Consider the following 25,019-nt stretch of genomic DNA (forward strand, 5'->3'; position numbering starts at 1 on the left):
CGCCGCTCTGCGGGATTGATAAAATCCCACAGGTGCGGTATACTTAAGACCACTTTATTTCAAAAAAGCAAGGAGGTGCGGCGGATGATCGGTGCACCGCAGCCGCTGGTGCTGGCAAAACCGGCGGCGATCGATACAGCACAGGCAGCGCGGTATTTCGGGGCCAGAGGGGAACCGGACGACCGTACCATGACCCTGTTGGAAACATGCGCCATGCCGCTGCTGGCGGCGGCAACGCCCCGGGCGGTCTGGCTGGAAGCGGACACGGCTGCCCTTGCCGAAGCAGGCATCCTGCGGGGTGGGGATGTGATGAAGCATCTGGAAAACTGCCCGCAGGCGGTGCTGCTGGCCGTGACCCTTGGCCCCGGCGTGGATGCACAGATCCGCCGTGCCGGTGTGGGAGATATCGCGGCGGGCGTAGCGTCCGATGCACTGGGCAGCGCGCTGGCCGAGCAGGCCGCAGACGCAGCCGAAGCAGAGCTGCGCCAGTGGGCCGCAAAAGAGGGAAAGTATTTGACCGGGCGGTTTTCGCCCGGCTACGGTGACTGGGATATTGCAGTACAGCCGCTGGTGGCAAACGCGCTGGATACGGTGCGCCGGGCGGGCCTGTGTGTGACCGATACCAACCTGATGACCCCGCGCAAGAGCGTGACGGCCATTCTGGGGGTCAGCGGCCACCCGGTAAAGGGAAAACTGGCCGGGTGCGGCCACTGTGTGCTGCGCACCCGGTGTGAGTATAGAAAGAGGGGAAAGACCTGTGCAAGCGAGTGAACTTTTCAAGCAGAGCAATACCATCCTGCTGGACGGCGGCATGGGCACCATGCTGCAGGCTTCGGGCCTGAAGCTGGGCGCAAAGCCGGAGGAGCTGAACATCACCAACCCGGAGCTGATCGAGAGCATCCATGCCAAGTATGCCGCTGCGGGCAGCCGCATCGTCAACGCCAATACCTTTGGCGCATCGGCCCACAAGCTGGCGGGCAGCGCCTACAGTCTGGAAGAGATCATTGCGGCGGGCATCGCCAACTGCAAGCGCGCCTGTGCGCCCTACGGTGCCCTGACTGCGCTGGATGTCGGCCCGCTGGGAGAACTGCTGGAACCCAGCGGAACGCTGGCCTTTGAGGATGCGGTGAGCGAGTATGCGCGCATCGTCCGGGCAGGCGCTGCCGCCGGGGCCGACCTCATTTTCTTTGAGACCTTTACCGATCTGTACGAGCTGAAAGCCGCTCTGCTGGCCGCAAAGGAAAACAGCGGCCTGCCTATCTTAGCCAGCATGAGCTTTGAAGCCGGCGGGCGCACCTTTACCGGCTGCACGGTGGAAAGCTTCGGCGTGACCGCCCGTGGCCTGGGTGCCAACGCGGTGGGCATCAACTGCTCACTGGGCCCCAAGGAGATCTTCCCCATGGCAAAGCGTCTGGCAGAGGCTGTGCCCGGCGACTTTCCGGTGTTCGTCAAGCCCAATGCGGGCCTGCCCCGGGCCGACGGCAGCGGCTACGATATCACCCCGCAGCTCTTCGCCATGGAAATGAAGCCCTACCGGGATCTGCATCTTTTCGCGGCGGGCGGCTGCTGCGGCACCACGCCGGAGTTCATCAAGCTGCTGAACAGCGTTTTTGCAGGCTGCGTACCCGGCCGTTCGGCCCACAAAATGCCTTCGGTGCTCTGCACGCCGGTGGATTTCGTCAACGTGGACGGCATCACGGTGGTGGGTGAGCGCATCAACCCCACGGGCAAAAAGCGCTTCCAGCAGGCACTGCGGGAAGAGGATATGAACTACGTTCTGGAGCAGGCGGTCAGTCAGGTGGAAGCCGGTGCTCAGGTGCTGGACGTGAACGTGGGCGCACCCGGCGTGGACGAGCCTGCCCTGATGCCCAAGGTGGTCAAGGCCCTGCAGAGCGTCACCAGCCTGCCGCTGCAGCTGGATTCCTCCAATGTGGAGGCACTGGAAAACGGTCTGCGCGTGTACAACGGCAAGCCCATCGTCAACTCCACCAACGGCGAGCAGGAAAAGCTGGACGCGATTCTGCCCCTGTGCAAAAAGTACGGTGCGGCCATCGTGGGCCTTGCCATCGATGAGCGGGGCATCCTGCCTGCCGCCGAGGACCGGGTGGTCATTGCCCGCCGCATCACCGAAGCGGCCCTTGCCGTCGGCATCCCGCGGGAGGACATCTACATCGACTGTCTGACCCTGACCGCCAGCGCCCAGCAGAAGGACGTTCTGGCCACCGTGCAGGCACTGGAAGCCTGCAAAAAAGAGCTGGGCGTGCGCACCATTCTGGGCGTGTCCAACATCAGCTTTGGCCTGCCCTGCCGCCCGTACCTGAACACCACCTTCCTCACCATGGCGATGTATGCCGGGCTGGACCTTGCCATCATGAACCCTTCCAGCGAGGAGATGATGGCGGCAGTGTACGCTTACAATGTGCTGACCAACCGCGACCCGCAGAGCACCAAATACATTGAGCGGTATGCTGACCGCGTGCCCGCCTCGGCGGCCCTCAAGCAGGCCGCGCAGACGGTGCCTGCGGCTTCGGCATCCGCATCCGGTGAGAGCGCAGAGCTTACCGGCCCTTACGCTCCACTGATGAAGGCGGTGGAAAAGGGCCTGAAGGGCGATGCCGCCGCCCAGACCAAGGCACTGCTGGCCGAAAAGCAGCCGCTGGAAGTGGTGGACGAAGCGCTGATCCCGGCGCTGGACATCGTGGGCGCCAAGTACGAGAAGGGCACGCTGTTCCTGCCGCAGCTGCTGCAGGCCGCAAGTGCTGCCCAGAGCGCTTTTGAGGAGATCAAGAACGTCATTGCCCAGAAGGGCGAGGGCAGCGCCAGCAAGGGCCGCATCGTGCTGGCCACCGTCAAGGGCGACGTGCACGACATCGGCAAGAACATCGTCAAGGTCATTCTGGAGAACTACGGCTTTGAGGTGATCGACCTGGGCCGTGATGTGCCGGTGGAGACGGTGGTGAACACTGTGCGGGAAAAGAATGTGCATCTGGTGGGCCTTTCCGCCCTGATGACCACTACCCTCAAGAGCATGGAGGAAACCATTGCCGCCCTGCACGAAGCGGGCTTGGACTGCAAGATCATGGTGGGCGGTGCGGTGCTCACGCCGGAATATGCCGAGAAGATCGGCGCGGACTGGTACGCCAAGGATGCCAAGCGCAGCGCGGACATCGCCAAGGAATTTTTCGGGGCGCAGTAAAAGCAGGAATGCAGGCCAGTAGGAAGCTTTCTCCGCGAACAGCCCGGGACTCCAGTCCCGCCCCAACGCTTATGCGCGGGGCCTCCTTTGAAAACACCTGAAAATCTATTTGCAAATTGTTCAAAAACTCCACAAAGAAATGCCACGATTGTCTGGTAGTATAAGGGTGCAGTCAGGGAGATGCAAAGACATCTCCCCAAAGCCGACAAGGGCTTTCACCTGCGGGGGCTGGTGCATCTGGCACAGCCCAGCAGGTACTTATTAAAACACTGTCCCCCGCCTATGCCAGGCAATCGCCAACGACGGCGGACAGACTACCAAATCCCTCCTGATCCGCCGCAAAGTTCGGGAGTTCTCATACCGCAGCCAGCACCGCTTTATCCTCCTTTCCACGGTGCTGGCTGCTTTTGTTTTTGCCTGAATGCAAGAGAACGATTGGGAATAGCCGCCGCGTGCGCTTTGGCTGTTTTAGCGGAAATTCTATTATAATTCGTTGAGCCTCGGAAAAATCTGCGTATTTTTCCGAGGCTCTTTTTCACGAATAGGATCGAAGCGATATACTTCATCTGAATGTAAAAAGCAAAGCGAGAACGAGTGCGAGACGAAATTGGTTTATACGGTTCGTTTTACTTCACTGCGTTTCGCCCATTTGTTGCTGATCTTATCTGCCAGCAGGGAGCCGCAGGCCCCCAATACAAGGCCCAGTGCCACGCCGCCCAGAATATCGGTGGGGAAATGCACATACAGATACATCCGCGTGAAGCCGATGAACCCGGCCAGCGCAAGAGCCGGGACGCCGAGCCTGCGGTTCTGCAGCCAGAGCGCAAAGGCAGCGGCAAAGGCGGAGGATGTGTGTCCGGAAGGGAAGGACCAGCCATGCGGCCGGGCCACCAGCGTGAGCATCTCCGGCCGGAGGTCGCAGGGGCGCGGGCGTGCGAACAGCGGCTTTAAGGCGCAGTGGCCCGCCAGCATATAAAGGCCCAGCGCCAGCGCCATGGCCAGCCCGGCCCGGCGGGTGCGCCGGAACGCCAGCAGCACCGCCGTGAATGCGATCCAGATCTCGCCGCGGGCACCGGCCTGATCGAAAAACACCGCCAGTGCATCCAGCACCGGACAGCGCAGAGCCTGCAAGGCATCCAGAAGGGTAAATTCAAAGGACATGGATAAAGCCTCCCTGCTTGTTGTTCTTGCCCTTATGGTAACATGGAACCGGGCAGAGAATAAGAACAAGGCTTGTACAAAGGATAAACAAATCTTAAACCGGCAGAAAAGATGTCGGAAACAGGACAAAACTGGAATATGACGGCACAATACTACAAATTGTAAATAGAAAAGAAGCCCTGCGGTGCTGGACGCAGGGCTTCTTGCATCCTTTACTGCATCTGGTCAAGGGTGGGATAGCTGTCGATGGCACCATTCGTCTGCACGCTGATGCCGCAGAACTGGTTGGAAAAGGCAAGGTATTCGTTCAGCTTTGTTTTGCTGAGCTTTGCCAGTTTTTCCAGTGTCACGCCGTCACGTTCCAGCTGCCACAAAAACGAGCCGATGAAGCCGTCGCCTGCGCCGGTGGTGTCCACAGCCCGGACTTTCCGGCAGGGGGCAAAGCCGTGGGCGGTGCGGGTATAGGCGTGGGCACCGCTGCTGCCGCAGGTGTACAGCACCAGCTGCACATCGCCCACAAGCAGCTGCGGCAGGGCGGATTCAATGTCCGCAGTGCCGGTGAGAAATTCCAGCTCTTCATCCGAAATTTTGAGGATGTTGGAAAGCGGCAGGAACTGCAGCACGGTCCCGCGCAGCATGTCGCGGTCCGGCCAGAGGGGGAAGCGCAGGTTCGGGTCAAAGCTGACGATAGCACCAGCTTCGCGTGCGGCGGCAATGGCCGCAAGGTGGGCGTAGCGCATGGGGCTGTCCACCAGTGACACGCTGCAGTAGTGCAGGGCAAAGGCATCGGCGAACCATGCAGGGTCGATCTGCTCCGGAGAATAGAGCAGGTCCGCCGAGGGTTTGCGGTAGAAGCTGAAGGTGCGGCTGCCGTCCTCTTCCAGACTGACGAAGGCAAGGGCCGTGTTGGCCTTATCGGTAAAGGCCAGATGGGAGAGGTCGATGCCGCAGGCTTCCAATTCCCGGGCGATCTTGTGGCCGAAGGGGTCGTCGCCCAGCTGGCTCAGAAAAGCACTTTTGCCGCCCAGCCGGGCAAAGGCGGCGCACACGTTGGCCGGTGCGCCGCCAGTGCGCGGGCTGAACGAGGGAACCTCGTCAAAAGAACAGCCCACCTTGGACGGGATCATATCGATGAGTGCTTCGCCAATGGAAAACAGTGTGCTGCCGGACATAGAGAACCTCCCAAATTAAGATGCTGGTAATAAAAGACTTCCCCCGGCGAGGGGGATGATTTTGTGACCGCTCCCAGTGTAAGGGCCAGAGCCCGGGCTGTCAATGCTTTTTTGCGCGGTACAGGGCGCTTTTGTGTTGACTTGCATTTTGGGGTGTGCTAAAATATGCCGGTATGCGTAAAAAATGCCATGAAAGGGAACTTGGATGAACCTGACAAAACAGTTCTTTAAATATGTATCACAGAATATCTTCGGCCTACTGGGCACCTCGTGCTACATTCTGGCCGATACCTATTTCATCTCGCAGGCGGCGGGCACCGACGGCGTTACCCTGCTCAACCTCTGCCTGCCGGTCTACAACTTCATCTTTGCCGTCGGCTCCATGGTCGGCCTTGGCGCGGCCACCCGCTATGCCATCCTCAAGGCGCAGGGAGACGAGCGCTGCCAGCGCTATTTTTCCAATGCCATCTTCTGCGCCTGTGTGCTCAGCGTGCCGTTCCTGCTGGTGGGCATTTTTGCGCCCGGCGGCCTTCTGCGGCTGATGGGCGGTGACGCGGGGATCGTGGCGCTGGGCATCCCGTATGCCCGCATCTTCCTTATGTTCACGCCCTTCTTCATGTGCAACTATATCGTGTCGGCCTTTGTGCGCAACGACGGCGACCCCTCCCTTGCCATGGTGGCTACCCTGAGCAGCAGCCTGTTCAATGTGGTATTCGACTACATCTTTATGTTTCCCATGGGTCTGGGGCTGGCCGGTGCGGCGCTGGCTACCGCCGTGTCTCCCATCATCAGCATTTCCATCTGCAGCCGGCACTTCTTTAAAAAGGAGAACAGCGTGCAGTTCGTGCGCCAGCGCCCCTCGGCAAGGCTGCTGGGCCAGAGCTGCCAGCTTGGCATCTCCGGCTTTGTGGGTGAGATGAGCTCCGGCGTTACCACCACCGTATTCAACCTCCTGCTGCTGGGTCTGGCGGGCAATGTGGCGGTGGCGGCCTATGGCGTGGTGGCAAACTTTGCGCTGGTGGCAACGGCCATCTTCAATGGTGTAGCACAGGGCGCACAGCCGCTGGTGAGCGAGTGCTACGGAAAAAGCGACAAGGCCGGTGCCAGAAAGCTGCTCATCCTGGGCAGCTGCACCGCACTGGTGCTGGCAGCGGTGCTGTACGGCATCATCTTTGGTGCCACCGATGCGCTGGTGGGCATATTCAACAGCGAAAGCTCCGCCCGGATGGCGCAGTTTGCCCACGTGGGCATGAGGCTGTACTTTGTGGGCTACTTCTTTGCCGGGTTCAACATCGTGGCGGCGGGCTATCTGAGTGCGACCAACCGCCCGGTGGAAGCCTCCGTCACCTCCATCAGCCGCGGCATGGTGGCCATCGTGGCCTGCTCGCTGGTGCTGAGCCGCCTGTTTGGCATGAATGGTGTGTGGGCAGCGTTCCCGGCATCGGAACTGCTCACCGCAGTGCTGACCCTGTTTTTGCTGCTGCGCGGTAAAAAGCAGACCGCATAGCCCTTAAATATAAAGCTCCTGTTCGCGCAGAGATTCCTCGGGCGAAAGCCCACTCTGCGCGGCGTGACCGGCCATTGCCCGCCACTGTGCGGGGGATTGGCCGGTTTCTTTTTTGAACACCCGGCACAGGTAGTTGGCACCGGAAAAGCCGCACAGGCTGGCTACCACGTCCAGTGTGTACTCCCGGTGGAGCAGCAGCCGCTGGGCTGCTTCAACGCGCACAGTGGTGAGGTATTTGCCCGGCGGCACGCCAATGGCTGCGGTAAAGGTGCGCACCAGATGGCTCTTGGACACGCCCAGCCGTTCGCTCAGCTCCTCCACGCCGTAAAGGCCCGCGTAGTTTGCGCGGATGTCCTCAATGGCGGCCTGCACCAGCGGCGGCAGGGCGGACGCGGCACTGTCGGCATCGGCCAGCTCACACAGCAGTGCGTAGGCCAACTGGCTGCGGGCACGGCTGTGGGCGGCCTTTTCCTCAGCAAGGCGGTCCATCAGTTCGGCAGCGGCCGGGCAGGAACCGCCCTTGGCTAGGAAGGGCAGTTCGTGCAGTCCGGCCAGAAACTGGGAAGCCGCCTGCCCGGTAAGCTGGACGCAGAGCAGATGGCAGATGCTTTCCGGCACAAGGGCCAGCGGGGCACGGCTCAGGATCAGGTGCCCGGCAGGCACGGACTGCGGCGGCAAAATGAGCGCTGCACCCAGCGGCAGCGGCCCGGCAGCAGGTACGGATGCAGAGCACTGGCCGCTGGACACAAGGCACACCCACAGTCCTTCGCCGGAGAGGGTGAGGGGGGCAGACAGCTGCAGATCCTGCACTGAAGCGGGGAAAGCGATGGTGTTCCAGTCAAAAAGCAATATCTGACACCTCTAATCAATAAAATGCTATTTTATATCACAAAATTATCTGTTATTATAGTACCAACGAATGAACACGCCGTCAAGAGCGTGGGAACCTTAAAAATTATGGAGGCAAACGACTATGGCTTCGATCAGCTGCCAGCACATCTATAAGATCTATCCGGGTGCTACCGCTCCCTCTGTTACCGACTTTAACCTGGAGATCCAGGATAAGGAATTCATCATCTTCGTCGGCCCCTCTGGCTGCGGCAAGTCCACCACCCTGCGCATGATCGCCGGTCTGGAGGAGATCTCCAAGGGCGAAATGTACATCGGCGGCCGTCTGATCAACGACGTTCCCCCGAAGGATCGTGATATCGCAATGGTGTTCCAGAGCTACGCTCTGTACCCCCACATGACCGTTTACAAGAACATTGCTTTCGGTCTGGAACTGCGCAAGACCCCGAAGGACGAGATCGATAAGCGCGTGCACGAGGCTGCTAAGATCCTGGAGATCGAGCACCTGCTGGACCGCAAGCCCAAGGCTCTGTCCGGTGGTCAGCGTCAGCGTGTTGCTCTGGGCCGTGCAATGGTTCGTAACCCGGCAGTCTTCCTGCTGGACGAGCCTCTGTCCAACCTGGATGCTAAGCTGCGTACCAGCATGCGCACCGAGATCATCAAGCTGCACAAGAAGCTGGCTACCACCTTCATCTACGTTACCCACGACCAGACCGAGGCTATGACCATGGGCGACCGTATCGTCGTTATGAAGGACGGCATCATCCAGCAGGTCGATACCCCGCAGAACCTGTACGATATGCCTTGCAACATGTTCGTTGCTGGCTTCATCGGCAGCCCCCAGATGAACTTCCTGGACGGCACCCTGATCAAGAAGGGCGAGCTGTACGGTGTTGATCTGGGCGGCGACGTGATTCCCCTGCCCAAGGAGAAGACCGCAGACGGCAAGCTGGATGCTTATGTCGGCAAGAAGATCAAGATGGGCGTCCGTCCCGAGGACATCGACGACGAGCCCGAGTTTATGGCAAAGCACGCTGACTGCCAGCTGGATACTCAGGTGGACGTCTCCGAAATGATGGGCGCTGAGATCTACCTGTATCTGGAGTACAAGGGCAACAAGATGACCGCTCGTGTGGCTCCCACCTCCAAGGCACGCAACGGAGACACCGTCCGCGTTGCATTCGATCCCCACAAGGTCCACCTGTTCGACATCGAGACCGAGCTGACCATCCTGAACTAATATTTAGCGACGATCATTTTTGATCCTCCTATCATAAGAAAAACCGCCGAAGGAAAGCCTTCGGCGGTTTTTCGTTTGTGTGTTCAGCTTTGCGCTTCAATGGACCCGTGCTCTTTTCATTTGCTGGCAGTGCTGGGCGCGGGCTGGCGCACCAGCTCGATAAAAGCTTTCATCTGAGGGGTCAGCCATTTGTCACGGTGGTAAAACAGCTGACGGTGCATCTCCACGGTGCAGTCCGGCACATTCAGCCGGGCAAGACGACCTGCGGCCAGCGCCGGACGCACGATGTACTCCGGCAGGAAGGAAAGACCCATGCCCTGCTCCACCATCTGGCACAGCAGCGCAGCGCTGCCCAGCTCCAGATAAGGGTGGATGGCAAGGCCGCGGGCGGCAAGGCACTGATCCAAAGCGTCGCGGTAGCTCATGCCGCGCTCAGTGAGCAGAAATTCCTGCCGGGGCAGCTCTTCCAGCGTAACAGCTTCCTGCCCGGCAAGCGGGTGAGCGGACGGTGCAATAAAACACACCGGCTCCGGCACATCCGCCGCAAGCACCAGATTGGGCTGCAGCAGGGGCTGGTCCAGCGTATAGGCCAGATCGATCTGATTTGTGCCCAGCATCTGCAGCATTCCGTCGGCAGTGGCGGTGCACAGCACCAGCTCCACCTGCGGGCACAGGGCGTGGTAGCGTTTGAGCAGACCGGGCAGGAAGGTGGAGCACACCGAATCCGCCAGCGCGATGCGCAGACTGCCGCTGATCTGCCGGGCGGGCTGCAGGGCAGCCTGCGCCTGCTGCGCCGTGGCCAGCAGGGTGCGTGCATAGCCTAAAAAGGTCTGGCCCGCATCGGTGAGCCGCACGGTCTTGCCCACGCGGTCGAACAGCGGTGCGCCCAGCTCTGCTTCCAGCTGTGCGATCTGGGAGGACACCGCCGACTGGGAATAGCCAAGCTGCCGCGCAGTGCGGGAAAAGCTGTGCAGCTCGGCGATGTGCAAAAAGGTATTGATGTTCCGCAGTTCCATAAACGCTTCCTCTCAGCGGCGGGCGATGCCGGTCACGGTGAGCACCTCGCCATCCACGGTAAAATGCACCTCTACCGGGCCGAACTCCATGCCGTACACCCGCTGCGGGTCGTGCTGGTAGGAGGGGCGCGGGTCACCTGCCAGTACGCCGGTCAGGGCGGCGCGGTCGGCCTGCGGCACCTGTGCCAGCAGTTCGGGCGGGAACTGTACCTGCAGACGGTGGAACTGGGTCTGGCCGGTAAAGCCCTCGGCGGCATCCGGGTGGCAGTCGGCATAGGGGATGTAAGGCTTGATGTCGTAGATGGGGGTGCCATCCATCAGGTCGGCACCGCGCACGATGAGCACCGGGCCAACGTCCGGCCGGTGCTCGATGCCTTCCAGACGCACGCTGGAAAGGCCCAAAGGATTGGGGCGGAACGGCGACCGGGTGGCGAACACGCCCATGCGGGTGTTGCCGCCCAGACGCGGCGGGCGTACAGTGGGGGACCAGCTGTCCCGCACCGCGCCGGAGAACTGCCACACCAGCCAGATGTGACTGAAATCTTCCAGACCGCGCACGGCATCGGCATTGCGGTATTCGGGCGTAAAGATCACCTCGCCGCGCAGCTCGTCCACAAGGCCGCTCTGGCGCGGGATGCCGAACTTGGTGGGAAAGGCAGTATGGATATGGGCAATGACCTTCAGGGTCATCTCTTCAGGTGCAGTGGGCATGGTGAACTCCTTTTAATAGATCTTTTTCAGGGGGCATTCCGGCGGGATGCCGTACTGTGCCCGGAATGCGTCCAGTTCCTGAGGCGTGCGGATGAGCTGAACGTCCTCGAAATGGCCATCCGAGGAGATGAAACCGGCCACCTGCTCCCCGGTGCAGATGCTGCACCGCAGTGCGGGCTGCTGGGTGGCGGGGTCGTAAGAATGGGCAGGCTTTTTGCGGGAGAAAAACATGAGAAGCCTCCTTCTTTTATGAAACGTGCCTGAAAGACTGCAGGCGGCTCACAGCCCCCGGCAGAAGCCGACAGCGCGGCCCTCAATGTGCAGCTCTTCCAGCTGCAGGCCGGTAAAGATCATGGGTGGACAGACGGCGGCATTGTCCGCAAGCAGCATCACAGCATCACCCTGCCGGTGGAAGTGCTTGAGGGTGGCCTCGCCGCCAATGCGCACTGCGGCGATCTCGCCCTGCTCCACCTCCGGCTGGCAGCGAATGCATACGATGTCGCCGTCGCAGATGGTGGGGGACATGCTGTCACCGTGGCAGGTCAGAGCAAAGTCGGCGCGCCACGCGGCGGGAACGCCGATATAGCGTTCAATGTTCTGCTCTGCCGTGATAGGAGTGCCGCAGGCAATGGAACCGATCAGCGGGACCTGCGTCATGGCAGGCAGCGGCTCAAAGCCCGGCGGCGGACAGGGTGTGTCCAGCCCCAGCAGATAGGCAGGGGTGGTCTCCAACGCGGCTGCCAGCTCTTCCACCTTGGACTGCGGCAGGTCGTTGATGCCTTTTTCCAGCTTGGTAATGGAGGATTTGGACCGATAGCCCATGCGCTGGGCAAGCTCTTCCTGCGAAAGGCCCAGTTCTTTGCGGCGCAGATGCAGACGGGTAGAAAGCTCAGACATGCGAAACCTCTCTAAAAAACGTATGGTTGTTCTGTAAAAAGAATGCTGTTACCAGAAGTATACCAAAAAATTGCATTAAAATCAACTTTTTTCTGCGAATTTGCAAAAATGGGTTGACACTGAATCAATGAAGGAATATACTACAACTAAAGATTGTGGAACGGCATTGCCGATACGAAAAAAGGAGAGCGGAATATGGCAAATACTGAAATGATCCGGGATTATATCCGCGCCAGTGGGTACAAGATGCAGTATGTGGCACGAGCCTTGAAGATCAGCCCCAATGCACTGAACCTGAAACTGCAGGGGCGCACACAGTTCAAGCTGAGCGAAGCAGAACGGCTGAGCGCGGTGCTTGGTCTGAGCATGTACGAGCGGGATCTCTGCTTTTTTGAAGAGCAGAACCGCCGCGAAGTGCTGGCACGCCGCGCGGATGAAAAGAGGAGGGCAGAACATGACAAGCGAGCAGAGAAATCAGACGCGGCTGGCACTGTACCGGTATGGGATGCGGCAGCGTGCACGAAGCCCGGTGGAACGCAGCTGGTGCGCCGCCATTGAGGAGGGCCTTGCCTATTACCGGCAAAACGACCCGCTGCGTGCGGATTTGTTCGAGCTGCGCTATGTGCAGCACCGCACGGAGGACGATGTGATCGATCAGCTGCACATCGGCCGCACTACTTACCAGAAAGCCCATCAGGACCTGCTGAGCACCATTGCCGTGTACGCGGCAGAGCGCGGGGTGTTTTACCGCGAGACGGAAAGCTGAAAGCAGAATGCCCCCGGACGCTGCCAGCAGGCAATGTCCGGGGGCATTTTTGAACTCAGGCTTTTTTGTTCGGGTCCTGTTTTTCGCAGTGGCTGTGGCAGGATGCACAGTTGCCGCCGCAGCCCTCGCCCTTCCAGCCGCCCTGCTTGGAGATCCACACAACGGCCAGTGCAAACAGAACGATCAGAACGATCAGCGTAATGATTCCACGAAGTGTCAGCATTTTTTGTACCTCTTTTCCCGGTGGGAAAGTTTCTGTGTTCAGTATACACGATTTGGCATCAAAGGGCAACCGGAAAGCGGATACAAAAAGTGTGATTTTTTTAAAATTAGGGCTTGCATTTTGGCAAAGGCCGTGCTATAATAATCACGTTCCAGTTCGGAACGCACAAAACAAAATATGGAGGATTAGCTCAGCTGGTTAGAGCACCTGCATCACACGCAGGGGGTCTGGGGTTCGAGTCCCTAATTCTCCACCATACAGTTCGTACTCGAACCCGATTCTTTACGAAAAAGGGTTCGGGTACGTTTTTTGTTTATCGGAGGTTCTGCGGAAGGACTACTCGGAACGGTAAACGAGCAAAGGCAGGGTATCACTATGATAGTGGTATCCTGCCTTTTGCTTTGCGGAATCAAGTTCGCTTTGTGCGAACTTGGTCGTCCCCCTATATGGCGCGTTTGGGGGTAGTCGCTGCGTACGTGCGTACCGGGAGCCTGTACACCTCTGACAAGGTGTAACACACTAGACTTTGTGCCAAAGTCTGTGTGCCAAGGGGCCAAGCCCCTTAGAATCCCTGCGGAGCGTGTACGCACGTACGCAGAAAAATGGCAAAATTTCACTATATCGGGGTGTTCTTTCATTGGAGAGTATGGTATACTCGGCTTAGTTCAACAAATAAGAATTTGAGGAGATAGAATCGTGAGAACATATGAGAATAAGGATGAACTTAAAAACGAGATAAATAAAAGCTTTGCAAAGTATATATCAGAATTTAATGATATTCCGGAACCTTTAAAAGATAAGAGGATTGATGAGGTTGATCGAACTCCAGCAGAAAATCTTGCTTATCAGGTTGGATGGACAACGCTCATTCTTAAATGGGAAGCAGACGAAAGAAAGGGTCTTCAGGTCAAAACTCCCTCCGATAATTTTAAGTGGAATCAGCTTGGTGAATTATATCAATGGTTCACAGATACATATGCACACCTGTCACTGCAAGAGCTGAAAGACATGTTGAATGAGAACATTGATTCTATTTATGCAATGATCGATTCACTAAGTGAGGAAGAATTGTTTAAACCACATATGAGAAAATGGGCCGACGAGGCAACTAAAACAGCCGTCTGGGAAGTATACAAATTCATACATGTTAACACAGTGGCTCCGTTTGGAACCTTTAGAACGAAGATCAGAAAATGGAAAAAGATGGCACTATAACTTCCAGTTTGCTGTACTCGTTCCTAGCAGGGTTTGGGGCAGGCACGCCCCAACAAGAAGCTGTCCCAAAGGGGCAAGAATTTTCAAGAATTGAAAATTTGTGGCCACGGGACGATTCTTGCTCTCACCTTTTTCGCTGCGTTTCGCAATTTTCACATTTCAATCTGCTCGCAGATTGTTGACAAGCTGCGCTTGACCCGATACTATAAAGGCAAGTCGAATACGCGCCAAGGAGGTGCAACCATGACCGCCGTGATCTACGCCCGCTATTCATCTGACAGCCAGCGCGAAGCGTCCATTGAAGGACAACTGCGCGACTGCAAGGACTACGTCGAGAAGAACGGCATCACTGTGGTCGGCACTTACATTGACCGTGCCTATTCTGCCAAGACGGATGACCGCCCGGAGTTCCAGCACATGATAAAGGACAGCGGAAAGAAAATCTTCGACGTAGTTCTGGTCTGGAAGCTGGACCGCTTTGCCCGGAATCGGTTCGATGCCGTGAACTACAAGTACCAGCTGGACAAGAACGGTGTCCATCTGGTGTCTGCCATGGAACCCATCTCGCAGGGGCCTGAAGGCATTATGGTGGAGAGTATGCTGATTGGCATGGCGGAATACTATTCCGCCGAACTCGCCCTGAAAGTGGCGCGCGGTGAGCGCGAAAACGCCCTCCAGTGCAAGTACAACGGCGGTGTGGTGCCGCTGGGCTTCACCATCGGCAAGGAGGACAGGCTGTACCATATCGACCCGGAAACGGCTCCCATCGTGCAGGAGATCTTCACCCGGTACGCCGACGGCGAACCGGCTGAGAAGATTGCAGCATCCCTGAATGAGCGCGGCCTGCGTACCCGCACCGGGAAGCCGTTCGTAAAGAACAGCTTCTTCCAGATCTTCCGCAACCGCCGCTACATCGGCGAATACCGCTACAAGGACATTGTGACGCCGGGCGGCATTCCGGCCATCGTGGACGAGGACTTGTTCGACCGGGTGCAGCAGCGTTTCGAGCAAAATAGGATTGCCCATGGTCGACCCGCAAAAGAGGATGTGAGCTATCTGCTGACCACTAAGCTGTTCTGTGGCAAGTGCGGCACCCTGATGGGTGGCGAAAGCGGCACCAGCCACATGGGAAACACCTACTATTACTACAAGTGCGGCAACGCCAAGCGCCACGGCAAGGCGCACTGTGACCTGAAGGCTATCCGCAAGGAGCCGCTGGAACGGTTCGTGGTGGACACTGCCATTAAGGTGATCTTCAGCGATGAAATTATCGAACGGCTGATAGATTTGGTCATGGAAGCCCAGCAGCAGGAGAACACCCGGCTGCCTGTTCTGAAAGAGCAGCTCCGGGATACGGAGAAACGGCTCGCAAACCTTCTGGAAGCCATTGAACAGGGCATCCTGACCTCGACCACCAAGCAGCGGTTGGACGAGCTGGAAGCCCGGAAAGAAGCCCTGAACACCAGCATTCTGGAAGAAGAGCTGAAAAAGCCCGTCCTGACCCGTGAGTGGATTCGGTTCTGGCTTGAAAAATTCCGCAAGGGTGACGTGGGCAGCACGGAACACCAGCGGCAGATCATTGATACCTTTGTCAACTCGGTCTACGTCTTTGATGACCGGGTCGTACTCAATTTCAACTTCACGGATGATGCCAAAACGGTCACCCGTGAGGAAGTGTTGGGTTCGAGTGCCGTGGACAATGCTCCACCAAACATAAGGCCGTTTACCTGAAAAGGTAAGCGGCTTTTTCTTGTATCTACGTGATTTTTGATATGCAAAAGTGAAACGAATTCACTTTTGCATATTGATAATGAAACGTGTAGGAGGCCCCCTTTTCAGTCGTTTGTAGCAAGTTTGTAGCAGATCTGTAGCAAAATTCGGAGAGGAACGGCAAAATGACCTCAGAACCCCGATTTTTGCGAATTTTTGGGTATAAAATTTTATCCTCAAATTTTGTACAGAATGACGGTGGCGCTTTTCATTCGGATTCTGATGCCGTACAATAAAGGAAAAGATCATGGATGAAAGGAGAAATCGCTGTGCGCTACACCATCAGGCATTTTGATTTGCCGCTGCTTACCTTTGAAGCAAACATGGACAGTGCAGATACGGACCTCCATATTATAAAAGTCTACGAAGAAAACCGTTCTTTTCTACCTTTGAATCTGACTGTATCAGAAGATGGTGTAGAACGCTGGCTGAGGCATCGCACAATTCCGAAGAACCGAGCGTATGTAGATGCTCTGCTCTCTAAGGTGGGGCTTACTTTGAATCGACCGCTTGGAATTATTGCAGCCAATAAAGGTCTTTCACTCAATGATTGCTTTTGGGTAGATGCAGAGGGCTCCGGTGACACCTTTGAAAAAGTAAATCTTTACGATAACCGATTCAGTCAGGTGCTGGCAGCAATCGCCTTTACAGGATATGGCAGCAGCATACGAACTTCGCTTGCGTCCTGCCCGGAGTTCTCGACCAACGGGATGCTGCCAAAATGCTGGCGCAGACAAAACGGAAAAATCTATCTTTATAAAGGTGGCACGTCAGGGTTCAGTAATCTGGGATTTGAACCGTACTCGGAACTGTATGCTTATCAAGTTGCACAGGTGATGGGTGTGAATGCGATTCGCTACACCCTGACAAAAGATCTGAAAAAGACGCTTTGTTCCAAGTGTGAGCTGTTCACCGGCAAAGAGTATTCTTATATTCCCATCGGACAGCTTGTGTCCAAAGGCGGAATAAAAGCGATTTTTGCGTATAAGTAGGCATAGGTCTTGCCGTTCAGTTCCAGAAGCCCTTCGTCCCGGCCAGTCACACACAGAAATATTACTCCTGATATGGTAAAGCCCACAGACCGGATTTTATATCCAGCTTGTGGGCTTTGCTTATTTTCAGCTATCCTGTTTTACGCAAACATTGCATCTAGCTCTTTATCGGTAAACATTTTGGACTGCTTCAGCAAACTTTTAATGCACTTTCGGAATGCTTCTTTGTTCACCGTTTTCAACGCAGTATCCTTGTACACTAGCGTGATAACACAATATAGCTGCTGGATAAGGTCAACGGCAGAGAGCTGTGCATAGGTGTTCCCATCTACAAGCTGTATCCGAACATCCCGGAAACGCGACCAATCCTGTCCGTACTGGCAGATGTACTGCTGAATCGTATTCCGCATGACATCTATGTTGCCAGATTCCATTGCCATCCGCGCCTGCTTGCATTTTTTCTCAGCCGTGTCAGCAATCGCGTGTGTCAGCTTTGCGGCTTTGACAACGCACTTTTCAAATTGTTCTACCTTATCAGCGTATTGCGATTGAATTTTGATGTACTGTAGTTGGTTGTTGTCCATAGCACAACCCTCCTTTCTGGTTGGTATTATTATACCACAATTTTCCAATGTTATCTACATGGATTTTCCGGCAATTTCTCAAATAATTCGACGTAATATCACTTTATATTTGATTTCTGTTATAAAAAATGGAGCGCACAGTTGTAAACTGTACGCCCCATTTTAGGTTATTTAGCGATTCTTGTCAGACTGCGAGAGAACGCTGCCCACAAGAGTTTTGGTCGTGCTGCTGTATTTCGGGCTATTCGAAGCTGCCGATGCAACGCCTTCCATTTTCTTTCCCGTCTGATGACCGCTCTTTGCCTGCGAAAGTGCACTTTTCACCGCAAGCTCTTTCCGCTGCCGGTAGTCCTTGCACTTCACCCACGACTTAAACTCCTGCCGGGTGCTTTCCCCGGCAGCAATCATTTTGCGGAGTGCTTGTTCGGTCATGGTGGGGCTCCTTTCTTAAAAGAGCCATTCACTCTTTTTAATTTTTTAGGCAGTAGTGATATTCTTTGTTATTACTCCAATATTTATCAGATTTTCAATACAGTCAACCATTTGCTTTGCGGTTGTATTTTCGGGAGAGAAGCCAACACTAAGAACATATTGCGGATTTTTTCCATCAAAACTCTTATCGTATATAGTGAATGCAACATCTGTATTGCAAAAATGATAGGTTCCCATATGTTCGCTGTCCGGGAGCAATAAATCTGGATTTTTATATGCGATTGCGGACAAAGTTTCTTTTGAGGTAACATAGCCATATGGCGCATTTGGCAAGAAGCGAAGATACGAACAATTTTTAATTCCAGAAGCAATGATTAGCGATTTAAACAGTTCAAAAGAATCTTCAAAAGAAAACATCGACATATTGATTTTCAAATCATCTGAGCCATCTGTTCTTGGTTTTGAACTAGCAGGAATCTGAATAATTCTCAGTCCATTTACAAGAACGCTATAAATGGTATGGTTAAACCTTCTATCAATGGAAATTTTATAATCATTCTCCTTCAAATAGTCCTGCATCGCATCGAATGCAGTTTGTATTTCTGCACGGCCTCCATAATTTTCAGGATGATTTTTGTTTGCAGAAACGATATAATCCGCAGAAGTGAATATATCATTAAACTGTGGTATTGGCTCTTTCTTTTCGATAGTAGTGTCTAAAATTTGAAAGTCCTTTTCGTTAAACATAGTCTCGAAATTCAAATCAAAATTTTTATTTATTACTGTCACAAAGTTATTTAGACTTTCACCAGAAGTAATATTAAATCCTTGTAAGAGACTAAGTGGCGGCTTAATAGAGCCGATATCCACACCAACACCAACCGGAATCACATCAATACCTTTTGAATATGCAAATCCAGCTTCAAAATAAATCCATCCTGATTCAATAGAAGTCGGTGTGACAAACACAAACATGATTTTCGCGTTGTTTAATCCTTCCTCTATTTTATGAACCCAGTTGTTACCAAATGGAATACTTTGGCCATCACTAGACATGAAAATTTGAATAACACCACTGGTAATTTTCATGAGTTTCTCTTTAATGGGAAGAATTGCATCTCTGTCCTTTGAAGAATGGCTAAAAAAGATTGTAGGCTTTTCCATAATTTTCACCTCACTCCATCACTCTAATCGTACTCTCAATAAACGCAATCTCATCTTCCGTCAGCTCATACTTCTTGTACAACTTTTCGTCCGTCCATTCTTCCGCAAAGTTCTGTACAGGAACAAACATAAAGCACCCGCGTGTTATCATAATAGAAGATGTCGCCTGCATAATAAGGAATCGTGCAAACTTTGTCTTGAGATAGGAATACAAGCCAGCGGCTTCCGCTTCTGTATCATAACTGTTCACAACGATATATGTTTCGCTACATACCTCTTTGGGACCCAACATCTCAAGAATCGACAAAATTCGAGATTGACCATTCTTGTCTGCCTTTCCACCATGCTCATACAAAACTCTGGAAACAATTACCTTCCACTTATCAATGAGCTCTGTTCCGCCGGTAACTTTATCGCTAGAAATCGGTCCTTTTCCACCATTCCAACGCAAAGTGAGGTCACCATTTTCGTCAGGGCGGGCAAATGTCCGCAGGCCAAACGTTTTTTGACTGCTGACAAATGTATCAAGCGTTTGCTCTTTTCTTCTTGCAACCTTATCAATAATTGAAATTGCCGCATTAGAACGAACCAAAATTGGGAACTCGTTTAGATAGCGCTTTACGCTGTGTGCAATTTGACTTTCGGCATTTGTCACCGTACAAGGACCATCATAGTCTTTATCCCACAGAAAGTAACAAATACCGCCCGAAATATCAACGCCTGGGAAGCAATAATCCGAACTCGCATAATCATAAAGCACACGCATTCTGGTGTCATTCATAATATTTGCGCGAAAATCATCCAATCCTCGACCACCAGAATACCAACGAGAAGGCATAATCATAGAAGCATAATGCGGCTCAATAGTTGTCGCAAGTTCTACAAACCTCTGGTACACTGGCATTGCACTAGCGTTGTTGGCACCGTCCGCAATTTGATAAGGCGGGTTTCCTACGATTGCATCAAAAGTCATTGGTTCTCCGTTCTTTCTCCAGGTTTCTGGCTTTTCCAGCTTCTTTGTCAGCCGTTGCTTTCCACGACATCTCCTTCTGGATGTTGAAAACATCCTTCCTGCCAAACCACTGCTCATCCACCAGATTGTTCTGTGCGTTGCAGATCCAACTGGGGGTAAACACCTCTGCTTTGTCACGGGTGCGGTTGGTCTGGTGCTCCAGTGCTTTTTCCACTCTGGGCTGGATCAGACTGTCCTGTTCGCCTGTAACCAGTTCCGGCAGGATTTCTTTTTTGAAGCTGTATGGTTCGCCCAGTTCAGCGTAATCATCGGTTGCCCAGATGATGTTTTTCTTGGTGGTCTTGTCCTGAAGCAAAATCTCAAGGAGAGTGCGTTCATGGTCCAAAAGTTCCTGCTTCAACAGGTCAATTCCTGCAATGCTGAACATCCGCCGCCCTCCCTTCAATTTGTTGATGGTACTATAATAACACACCTTTCGGGGTTTGTGAATGTTTTACAAGAAAGCCGTCCATCCATGCCTGCTTTTTGCCGTTCCCTCTTGAAACCAAAATCGCATTCTGTTCAGCGATGCAATCGCGCAGCCTGCATCGGTACGGTGCAGTTCAAGGGTTTGGGTGTTCCCAACAAGTATTTTGCAAAGCAAAATAAGCAGATGTATATACGTCTGCATTGCTTGCTACAACAATGCGTCCTTTCAGTCCGTATTCAGCCAATTTTAGCTCTAGTTAAACATGAGAGCTATCAGGAAGAAAATCATAGCAATACCAACGAGCCAAGGGATGATTTTCTCTTGATGGAACTCCCTGAATCCAAAAGATCTTATAAGCAGAACACCCAATAGACCGATGATGCACCATGCAGTAACGGTAAGACAGATATCGTACATTGTTCCTTATGCATTCATGAGTGTGGTGCTAAAGATTTATGGCAGTGGCACATTGCTTTTATACAAATAAAAGTGTACAATAATAACAACTTTGCAAGCAATCCCCTTCAAGGAATCAACTGGAACATGGGTGGAGACTGTACCTGTTAAGCGGAATTGTTTGAATGAATTCAATTCAACATAAAAGACAGTTGCTCATTTGTGAGTAGGAGGAATATATGATGTTTGATTGTGGTTTACAGAATATTTTCCGGCTGAAAAACGGACAGTCCCGTTCCATCAACTGGGAAAACCGGAACGGAGAAAAAGGAAAAGGCGGCATGGCATCCAGCGATCTTGGTCCGTCCAGAAAAGGTTCCCCGTGTATCCCGAAAATAGAAGCAGGAGAGACCGTAACACTTGGTGAGATCCAGGGAGAAGGCATGATTCAGCACATCTGGATCACCGTTACAGACCGTACCAGTGAACGTAACCGTTATGTTCTGCGGGATCTTGTTCTGCGCATGTACTGGGACGATGAAGAATTTCCATCCGTTGAATGCCCGCTTGGCGATTTCTTCTGCTGCGGCTTCGGTGTTTCCTACCAGGTAAACTCAGTCCCGATTGCTGTCAATCCGACCCGTGGTTTCAACAGCTATTTCCCGATGCCGTTCCGTAAAAACGCCCGTATTACCATTGAAAATCAGTGTGATGAGCCGATTCCGGCCTTCTTTTATCAGATCGACTATTGCCTGACAACGGTTCCGGAGGATGCTGCCTATTTCCATGCCCAGTGGCGTCGTCAGCGCATAACGGAAAAGGCAAAAGACTACGTTGTCCTCGACAACATCAAAGGGAAAGGCCAGTACGTTGGAACTTATCTTGCGCTTACCAGCCTCGAACGCTACTGGTACGGAGAGGGTGAGATGAAATTCTACATCGATGGAGACAAGGATTATCCAACCATTTGCGGAACGGGAACAGAAGATTACTTCGGCGGTGCCTGGAGCTTTGCAACACAGCAAAATGGCCAAACCGTTGAAAATCAGTACTGTACTCCGTATCTTGGCTATCCTTACTACTCTAGCCACGATACCTTCCTTCATAATGATTACCACAATGATGATCAGATGCCACAACGCAGCTTCTACCGCTGGCACCTTCTTGATCCTATCCTTTTTGAGAAGGACCTTAAGGTAACTCTGCAGCAGATTGGTGTCAGCCACGGAGGTCTTTTTGAACGTCAGGATGATGTCGCTACCACAGCTTACTGGTACCAGACGCATCCTCATGTACCATTCGCGCCACTCATGTCCAGAAAAGAGCGCTGGCCAAGATGATTTTTGACGCTTTTCCTATTTTATATGTTTCATGACTTTGCATACTCTGTGCATGATTTCAAATTCTGTTCTTGCGGATTGTGTGCAGTCGATGGCGGGCATGAGTATCTCCGTAGATGCGGAAATCCAGAAGACTGGGAAGAATTATCTGAAGCGCAAAGCGTAGATGATTGAAAATTAAGCTGAACACGATTTTCAAAGTCGAAGTTCAGCGGCAAGCAAAAAGCTCTTGGCCTTTAATAAAGAGGCCAAGAGCTTTTTACATCTTGTTTTGGAACATAAAAGAAGGTACAATGGTAGAAAAGAAAACGTGCATCAGTCAAATAAGGTGGTGGAGGCGATGGGCAAAGCGACAGCCTACTACATTATGCACACGGAAAAATGTGTAGCACAGGTGAGCACGGCTGGTGAGTGCAAAATTTATTTTGAAGATTTCATGCCCTACGGTCTGGTGCTGAAAGAATCGAATGATTTCGATGTTCGAATCAATAGTTTGATCAACTTTTATTCTTGGTGTGCATCCCGGCTGATACCACATGACCGTACTTATGCAAAGGAAATCATGAACAGCATTGGCGCATTCCAGAGTAATACAGATAGAGAGCGCGCACAAATTGCGCTTTCGTACCATTGCCTGTCTCTGCTGGATGTGTTCTGGGTAAAAGAAGAAAATGAGACTGTCCGATTTGAGGATATCAATCTCTACACACACTCTTTAAGCAATGCTCTTGTGGATATTGCACTGCGTGGGCATCAGATGACTGTGACAAATGCACATCTCTTGGCAAATGATTTGTCCACTGGTGGATGTTATCCTAAAGCGTGGGTGCGCAGAGAGGATGGCTTCTATCTTTATAAAGATGGCGGACAGGATGCAGTCGAGCGTGAAGTGCTGGCAAGTAAAATCTGCCGATGCTTTGATTGCCATCAAGTTCTGTATGAGCAGGGAATGTTTGAAAATGAGCCGGTTTCTATCAGCAAAATTATGACCTCGCAGCGATATAGTCTAGTGACTTATGCAGCCTACGATGTCTACTGCACAAACCATGATTGGAACACGCTGGATAAAATTCTGGAACTGGATGTCCACGGATACTATACGATGAACATTCTGGATTATCTGGTGGGCAACACCGACCGCCATTGGGAAAACTGGGGCCTGTTGGTGGACAATGAGACGAATCAACCTATCCGTCTGCATGACTTGATGGATTTCAACCGGGCGTTTCAGCAATATGATACATTGGATGGAGCAAACTGCCTGACCGTTGGAAAACGGCATTTGAGCCAGAGAGAAGCGGCGATGGAGGCAGTACAAGCGATTGGACTACACCAAATTCGCGATGTAGAGAGTGCGGTATTTGCCGGATATGAGGAATATGGCGCAATGTTCAGCAGCAGATTGGAAGAAATGACCTCTGAATTTGTGTGAGATAGCGGTGATTGAAGAATGCAAGCAGGCGATACTTGACGTATGATATAACGTTTGCTACAATAAAATTGATGACAAATGTTATACTTGCGGGAGGTGTCCAATGAACACTGTCTTTGAGATTCGTTCAGCTTTACAATGGAGCCAGTCGAAATTGGCGGATGAAATCGGAGTGTCCTTTGCGACCGTAAACCGCTGGGAAAATGAAAAATCTACGCCGAATCGTCTTGCACAGGAGAAAATGCTTGCGATTTGCGAAGAAAATCATATCACGTTGGCTGAAATTATACACGATGCTATTATCGGAGATGCTACAGAAATCTCTGCTATGCATCCGGATAAAATGATTTTATACCATGGCTCCAAATCAGGCATTCAGGGGGAAATCAAACCAGCCAGCCGTGACCGCTGTGACTTCGGAGCTGGATTTTATATGGGAACTGATCCGCTCCAGCCGCTTACGCTGATCTGTGACTATGAGCAATCTGTTTTTTATATTTTATCGGTTGATCTTCATAGCTTAAAAACTTTGGATGTTCCGGCTGATATTGAATGGGCTATGCTGGTAGCATATCATCGTGGTAGAATGGAAGCCGCACGAGGAACGAAGTTCTTCCAGAAGTATCAGGAGCTGGATAAAGGCTACGACATGGTGATTGGCAGCATTGCAAATGATAGAATGTTCTATGTTCTGGATAGCTTTTTTGAAGGAACGATTACCGATACGGCATTGGTGAAAAGTCTGTCTGCTCTGAAACTTGGACGTCAGTATGTTGCTATTACGCAGAAAGCCTGTGATGCGGTCAAGATTGAGCGTGAAGTCCAATTGCTTTGGATGGAACGGCAGGCACTGAAGAAGGCCAGCGAGCAGAACCGTAGCAATGGCATTGCATTTGCAGACCAAATCTGCAAAGAATATCGTAGAGAAGGTCGCTTTTTTGATGAGATCCTTGATGGTGCAAAGCAGAGAAGGTGAATCGTTATGGATCTGATTCAATTGAAACTATGCGATATTCAGGGCCGCTTGTTTGAGCTTTCTTTGCAAGCAGGCTATGGTAGCGAGGATTTCATGAAGCGGTTCATGCGCTCTAAGGTTGCCCGTGATCTTGATTCAGAGTACAACCGGATGCAGTGGGCGGGAGAAGAATATCTTCTGGAAGAATTTGCAGACGAGTGCCCTCAGACGCAAAAGGGCAATGCCCAGTATGATAGGGAAGTAATGTATTGGGCAGGCTATCTTTACCGTTACTGGCATATTCTGACCAACGAACCCAGCAGGGAGATTTATGCGCAGGCTCCGGCGAAGACTATGAACACAAACTATCTGATGTTCCACACCATGGCTCCAGAGCTGGCAATTGAAGACTTGAAAGAACTGCACCAACAAAAGAAACAATCTAAAAAACAAAAATCGAGAAAACCAGAACAGCAGATTTAGTGCCGGGTAAAAACTGCCGTTTGTAGCAGATCTGTAGCAAATCATTCAAATTTTACGAATTATCGCCGTAAAAATC

General features: G+C 52.8%; 27 protein-coding genes and 1 tRNA gene. 15 read left to right on the forward strand and 13 right to left on the reverse strand.

Features of this window, described 5'->3' with window-relative positions:
* Nucleotides 1-84 precede the first annotated feature (84 nt).
* Nucleotides 85-771, forward strand: coding sequence for a methionine synthase (locus DWY76_RS03850; protein WP_097773801.1), 687 nt, complete (start codon nt 85-87; stop codon nt 769-771).
* Entirely contained in the window at nt 758-3,196 is a 2,439-nt protein-coding gene (locus DWY76_RS03855; protein WP_120079906.1) for a homocysteine S-methyltransferase family protein, read from the forward strand. The genes DWY76_RS03850 and DWY76_RS03855 overlap by 14 nt, the downstream gene beginning before the upstream one ends.
* A gap of 612 nt (nt 3,197-3,808) precedes the next feature.
* Here the strand turns inward: DWY76_RS03855 and DWY76_RS03860 are convergent.
* Both DWY76_RS03860 and DWY76_RS03865 read right to left on the reverse strand, forming a co-directional pair.
* On the reverse strand, nt 3,809-4,357 hold the full coding sequence (locus DWY76_RS03860; RefSeq protein ID WP_120079908.1) for a phosphatase PAP2 family protein: 549 nt from the start codon (nt 4,355-4,357) through the stop codon (nt 3,809-3,811).
* Nucleotides 4,358-4,569: 212 nt separating this feature from the next.
* Entirely contained in the window at nt 4,570-5,529 is a 960-nt protein-coding gene (locus DWY76_RS03865; protein WP_120079910.1) for a carbohydrate kinase, read from the reverse strand.
* A gap of 205 nt (nt 5,530-5,734) precedes the next feature.
* Between DWY76_RS03865 and DWY76_RS03870 the strand changes: the two genes are divergently transcribed.
* Nucleotides 5,735-7,036, forward strand: coding sequence for an MATE family efflux transporter (locus DWY76_RS03870; RefSeq protein WP_120079912.1), 1,302 nt, complete (start codon nt 5,735-5,737; stop codon nt 7,034-7,036).
* Between the two features lie 3 nt (nt 7,037-7,039).
* On the opposite strand, the gene DWY76_RS03875 is transcribed toward DWY76_RS03870, so the two are convergent.
* The gene (locus tag DWY76_RS03875) at nt 7,040-7,846 is read right to left on the reverse strand and encodes an AraC family transcriptional regulator (RefSeq protein ID WP_223388622.1); all 807 of its coding nucleotides are present in this window, start codon (nt 7,844-7,846) and stop codon (nt 7,040-7,042) included.
* 163 nt (nt 7,847-8,009) lie between these two features.
* Here DWY76_RS03875 and ugpC point away from each other — a divergent pair, with 163 nt between their 5' ends.
* Nucleotides 8,010-9,125 (forward strand): sn-glycerol-3-phosphate ABC transporter ATP-binding protein UgpC, encoded by a 1,116-nt coding sequence (gene ugpC / locus DWY76_RS03880; protein ID WP_120079914.1) that lies wholly within the window; start codon nt 8,010-8,012, stop codon nt 9,123-9,125.
* 116 nt (nt 9,126-9,241) lie between these two features.
* Here ugpC and DWY76_RS03885 read toward each other — a convergent pair whose 3' ends face one another.
* Genes DWY76_RS03885 through DWY76_RS03900 form a run of 4 tightly spaced genes read right to left on the reverse strand, consistent with a single transcriptional unit; the run spans nt 9,242 to nt 11,749 of the window.
* Nucleotides 9,242-10,141: a LysR family transcriptional regulator gene (locus DWY76_RS03885; protein WP_005942862.1), complete on the reverse strand. Its 900-nt coding sequence runs from the start codon at nt 10,139-10,141 to the stop codon at nt 9,242-9,244.
* Between the two features lie 12 nt (nt 10,142-10,153).
* Nucleotides 10,154-10,852, reverse strand: coding sequence for a tRNA (N6-threonylcarbamoyladenosine(37)-N6)-methyltransferase TrmO (gene tsaA, locus DWY76_RS03890; protein WP_097773794.1), 699 nt, complete (start codon nt 10,850-10,852; stop codon nt 10,154-10,156).
* A 12-nt stretch (nt 10,853-10,864) separates the two neighbouring features.
* Nucleotides 10,865-11,083, reverse strand: a complete 219-nt coding sequence (locus DWY76_RS03895; protein ID WP_120079916.1) for an aspartate dehydrogenase — start codon at nt 11,081-11,083, stop codon at nt 10,865-10,867.
* Between the two features lie 48 nt (nt 11,084-11,131).
* Nucleotides 11,132-11,749, reverse strand: a complete 618-nt coding sequence (locus DWY76_RS03900) for a LexA family transcriptional regulator (RefSeq protein ID WP_120079918.1) — start codon at nt 11,747-11,749, stop codon at nt 11,132-11,134.
* Between the two features lie 195 nt (nt 11,750-11,944).
* Here DWY76_RS03900 and DWY76_RS14305 point away from each other — a divergent pair, with 195 nt between their 5' ends.
* Nucleotides 11,945-12,307, forward strand: a complete 363-nt coding sequence (locus tag DWY76_RS14305) for a helix-turn-helix transcriptional regulator (protein WP_243111910.1) — start codon at nt 11,945-11,947, stop codon at nt 12,305-12,307.
* Nucleotides 12,279-12,515, forward strand: coding sequence for a hypothetical protein (locus tag DWY76_RS03910; RefSeq protein WP_097773792.1), 237 nt, complete (start codon nt 12,279-12,281; stop codon nt 12,513-12,515). Before DWY76_RS14305 ends, DWY76_RS03910 begins: the two co-directional genes overlap by 29 nt.
* A 55-nt stretch (nt 12,516-12,570) precedes the next feature.
* On the opposite strand, the gene DWY76_RS03915 is transcribed toward DWY76_RS03910, so the two are convergent.
* Nucleotides 12,571-12,738 carry a FeoB-associated Cys-rich membrane protein gene (locus tag DWY76_RS03915; protein WP_044953787.1) on the reverse strand — a complete coding sequence of 56 codons (168 nt, stop codon included), beginning with the start codon at nt 12,736-12,738 and terminating at the stop codon, nt 12,571-12,573.
* Nucleotides 12,739-12,917: 179 nt separating this feature from the next.
* Here DWY76_RS03915 and DWY76_RS03920 point away from each other — a divergent pair.
* The 4 genes from DWY76_RS03920 to DWY76_RS03940 all read left to right on the forward strand — a co-directional run bounded on the left by DWY76_RS03920 (nt 12,918) and on the right by DWY76_RS03940 (nt 16,715).
* Nucleotides 12,918-12,994: transfer RNA gene (locus tag DWY76_RS03920), tRNA-Val, on the forward strand.
* A gap of 440 nt (nt 12,995-13,434) precedes the next feature.
* Nucleotides 13,435-13,953, forward strand: a complete 519-nt coding sequence (locus DWY76_RS03930; protein ID WP_120079920.1) for a ClbS/DfsB family four-helix bundle protein — start codon at nt 13,435-13,437, stop codon at nt 13,951-13,953.
* 243 nt (nt 13,954-14,196) lie between these two features.
* Nucleotides 14,197-15,684 (forward strand): recombinase family protein, encoded by a 1,488-nt coding sequence (locus DWY76_RS03935; RefSeq protein ID WP_120079922.1) that lies wholly within the window; start codon nt 14,197-14,199, stop codon nt 15,682-15,684.
* A 290-nt stretch (nt 15,685-15,974) separates the two neighbouring features.
* The gene (locus DWY76_RS03940; protein WP_243111911.1) at nt 15,975-16,715 is read left to right on the forward strand and encodes a hypothetical protein; all 741 of its coding nucleotides are present in this window, start codon (nt 15,975-15,977) and stop codon (nt 16,713-16,715) included.
* Between the two features lie 140 nt (nt 16,716-16,855).
* On the opposite strand, the gene DWY76_RS03945 is transcribed toward DWY76_RS03940, so the two are convergent.
* The 5 genes from DWY76_RS03945 to DWY76_RS13925 form a co-directional block, all read right to left on the reverse strand.
* Complete coding sequence (locus DWY76_RS03945) at nt 16,856-17,299, reverse strand: hypothetical protein (RefSeq protein ID WP_120079924.1); 444 nt, start codon at nt 17,297-17,299, stop codon at nt 16,856-16,858.
* Between the two features lie 171 nt (nt 17,300-17,470).
* Nucleotides 17,471-17,731 carry a hypothetical protein gene (locus tag DWY76_RS03950; protein ID WP_120079926.1) on the reverse strand — a complete coding sequence of 87 codons (261 nt, stop codon included), beginning with the start codon at nt 17,729-17,731 and terminating at the stop codon, nt 17,471-17,473.
* 45 nt (nt 17,732-17,776) lie between these two features.
* Nucleotides 17,777-18,895 carry a toll/interleukin-1 receptor domain-containing protein gene (locus DWY76_RS03955; protein ID WP_120079928.1) on the reverse strand — a complete coding sequence of 373 codons (1,119 nt, stop codon included), beginning with the start codon at nt 18,893-18,895 and terminating at the stop codon, nt 17,777-17,779.
* 10 nt (nt 18,896-18,905) lie between these two features.
* The gene (locus DWY76_RS03960; protein WP_165852557.1) at nt 18,906-19,868 is read right to left on the reverse strand and encodes an Eco57I restriction-modification methylase domain-containing protein; all 963 of its coding nucleotides are present in this window, start codon (nt 19,866-19,868) and stop codon (nt 18,906-18,908) included.
* Nucleotides 19,858-20,253 carry a hypothetical protein gene (locus tag DWY76_RS13925; protein WP_207665820.1) on the reverse strand — a complete coding sequence of 132 codons (396 nt, stop codon included), beginning with the start codon at nt 20,251-20,253 and terminating at the stop codon, nt 19,858-19,860. The genes DWY76_RS03960 and DWY76_RS13925 overlap by 11 nt, the downstream gene beginning before the upstream one ends.
* On the opposite strand from DWY76_RS13925, the gene DWY76_RS13930 reads away from it, so the two are divergent.
* The 5 genes from DWY76_RS13930 to DWY76_RS03980 all read left to right on the forward strand — a co-directional run bounded on the left by DWY76_RS13930 (nt 20,245) and on the right by DWY76_RS03980 (nt 24,943).
* Nucleotides 20,245-20,709 (forward strand): hypothetical protein, encoded by a 465-nt coding sequence (locus tag DWY76_RS13930; protein ID WP_165852551.1) that lies wholly within the window; start codon nt 20,245-20,247, stop codon nt 20,707-20,709. The genes DWY76_RS13925 and DWY76_RS13930 overlap by 9 nt on opposite strands.
* 263 nt (nt 20,710-20,972) lie before the next feature.
* The gene (locus tag DWY76_RS03965) at nt 20,973-22,073 is read left to right on the forward strand and encodes a glycoside hydrolase family 172 protein (protein ID WP_005934096.1); all 1,101 of its coding nucleotides are present in this window, start codon (nt 20,973-20,975) and stop codon (nt 22,071-22,073) included.
* A gap of 229 nt (nt 22,074-22,302) precedes the next feature.
* The gene (locus tag DWY76_RS03970; protein ID WP_243111913.1) at nt 22,303-23,505 is read left to right on the forward strand and encodes a hypothetical protein; all 1,203 of its coding nucleotides are present in this window, start codon (nt 22,303-22,305) and stop codon (nt 23,503-23,505) included.
* Between the two features lie 103 nt (nt 23,506-23,608).
* A complete protein-coding gene (locus DWY76_RS03975) occupies nt 23,609-24,481 on the forward strand; it encodes a DUF3990 domain-containing protein (RefSeq protein ID WP_120079933.1) in 873 nt (290 codons plus the stop codon).
* A gap of 6 nt (nt 24,482-24,487) precedes the next feature.
* Nucleotides 24,488-24,943, forward strand: a complete 456-nt coding sequence (locus tag DWY76_RS03980; RefSeq protein WP_120079935.1) for a hypothetical protein — start codon at nt 24,488-24,490, stop codon at nt 24,941-24,943.
* The last annotated feature ends 76 nt before the right edge of the window (nt 24,944-25,019 follow it).

The sequence above is a fragment of the Faecalibacterium sp. AF27-11BH genome, from assembly GCF_003603005.1.
In the GTDB taxonomy this organism is placed as follows: Bacteria; Bacillota; Clostridia; order Oscillospirales; family Ruminococcaceae; genus Faecalibacterium; species Faecalibacterium taiwanense.

Excerpts from the sequence above, each read along its gene's own strand:
- DWY76_RS03850 (WP_097773801.1), top strand. The coding sequence starts at position 85 with ATGATCGGTGCACCGCAGCCGCTGGTGCTGGCAAAACCGGCGGCGATC.
- DWY76_RS03860 (WP_120079908.1), bottom strand. The coding sequence starts at position 4,357 with ATGTCCTTTGAATTTACCCTTCTGGATGCCTTGCAGGCTCTGCGCTGT.
- DWY76_RS03865 (WP_120079910.1), bottom strand. The coding sequence starts at position 5,529 with ATGTCCGGCAGCACACTGTTTTCCATTGGCGAAGCACTCATCGATATG.
- DWY76_RS03870 (WP_120079912.1), top strand. The coding sequence starts at position 5,735 with ATGAACCTGACAAAACAGTTCTTTAAATATGTATCACAGAATATCTTC.
- ugpC (WP_120079914.1), top strand. The coding sequence starts at position 8,010 with ATGGCTTCGATCAGCTGCCAGCACATCTATAAGATCTATCCGGGTGCT.
- DWY76_RS03885 (WP_005942862.1), bottom strand. The coding sequence starts at position 10,141 with ATGGAACTGCGGAACATCAATACCTTTTTGCACATCGCCGAGCTGCAC.
- tsaA (WP_097773794.1), bottom strand. The coding sequence starts at position 10,852 with ATGCCCACTGCACCTGAAGAGATGACCCTGAAGGTCATTGCCCATATC.
- DWY76_RS03895 (WP_120079916.1), bottom strand. The coding sequence starts at position 11,083 with ATGTTTTTCTCCCGCAAAAAGCCTGCCCATTCTTACGACCCCGCCACC.
- DWY76_RS03900 (WP_120079918.1), bottom strand. The coding sequence starts at position 11,749 with ATGTCTGAGCTTTCTACCCGTCTGCATCTGCGCCGCAAAGAACTGGGC.
- DWY76_RS14305 (WP_243111910.1), top strand. The coding sequence starts at position 11,945 with ATGGCAAATACTGAAATGATCCGGGATTATATCCGCGCCAGTGGGTAC.
- DWY76_RS03915 (WP_044953787.1), bottom strand. The coding sequence starts at position 12,738 with ATGCTGACACTTCGTGGAATCATTACGCTGATCGTTCTGATCGTTCTG.
- DWY76_RS03935 (WP_120079922.1), top strand. The coding sequence starts at position 14,197 with ATGACCGCCGTGATCTACGCCCGCTATTCATCTGACAGCCAGCGCGAA.
- DWY76_RS03940 (WP_243111911.1), top strand. The coding sequence starts at position 15,975 with ATGAAAGGAGAAATCGCTGTGCGCTACACCATCAGGCATTTTGATTTG.
- DWY76_RS03945 (WP_120079924.1), bottom strand. The coding sequence starts at position 17,299 with ATGGACAACAACCAACTACAGTACATCAAAATTCAATCGCAATACGCT.
- DWY76_RS03950 (WP_120079926.1), bottom strand. The coding sequence starts at position 17,731 with ATGACCGAACAAGCACTCCGCAAAATGATTGCTGCCGGGGAAAGCACC.
- DWY76_RS03955 (WP_120079928.1), bottom strand. The coding sequence starts at position 18,895 with ATGGAAAAGCCTACAATCTTTTTTAGCCATTCTTCAAAGGACAGAGAT.
- DWY76_RS03960 (WP_165852557.1), bottom strand. The coding sequence starts at position 19,868 with ATGACTTTTGATGCAATCGTAGGAAACCCGCCTTATCAAATTGCGGAC.
- DWY76_RS13930 (WP_165852551.1), top strand. The coding sequence starts at position 20,245 with ATGGTCCAAAAGTTCCTGCTTCAACAGGTCAATTCCTGCAATGCTGAA.
- DWY76_RS03965 (WP_005934096.1), top strand. The coding sequence starts at position 20,973 with ATGATGTTTGATTGTGGTTTACAGAATATTTTCCGGCTGAAAAACGGA.
- DWY76_RS03975 (WP_120079933.1), top strand. The coding sequence starts at position 23,609 with ATGAACACTGTCTTTGAGATTCGTTCAGCTTTACAATGGAGCCAGTCG.
- DWY76_RS03980 (WP_120079935.1), top strand. The coding sequence starts at position 24,488 with ATGGATCTGATTCAATTGAAACTATGCGATATTCAGGGCCGCTTGTTT.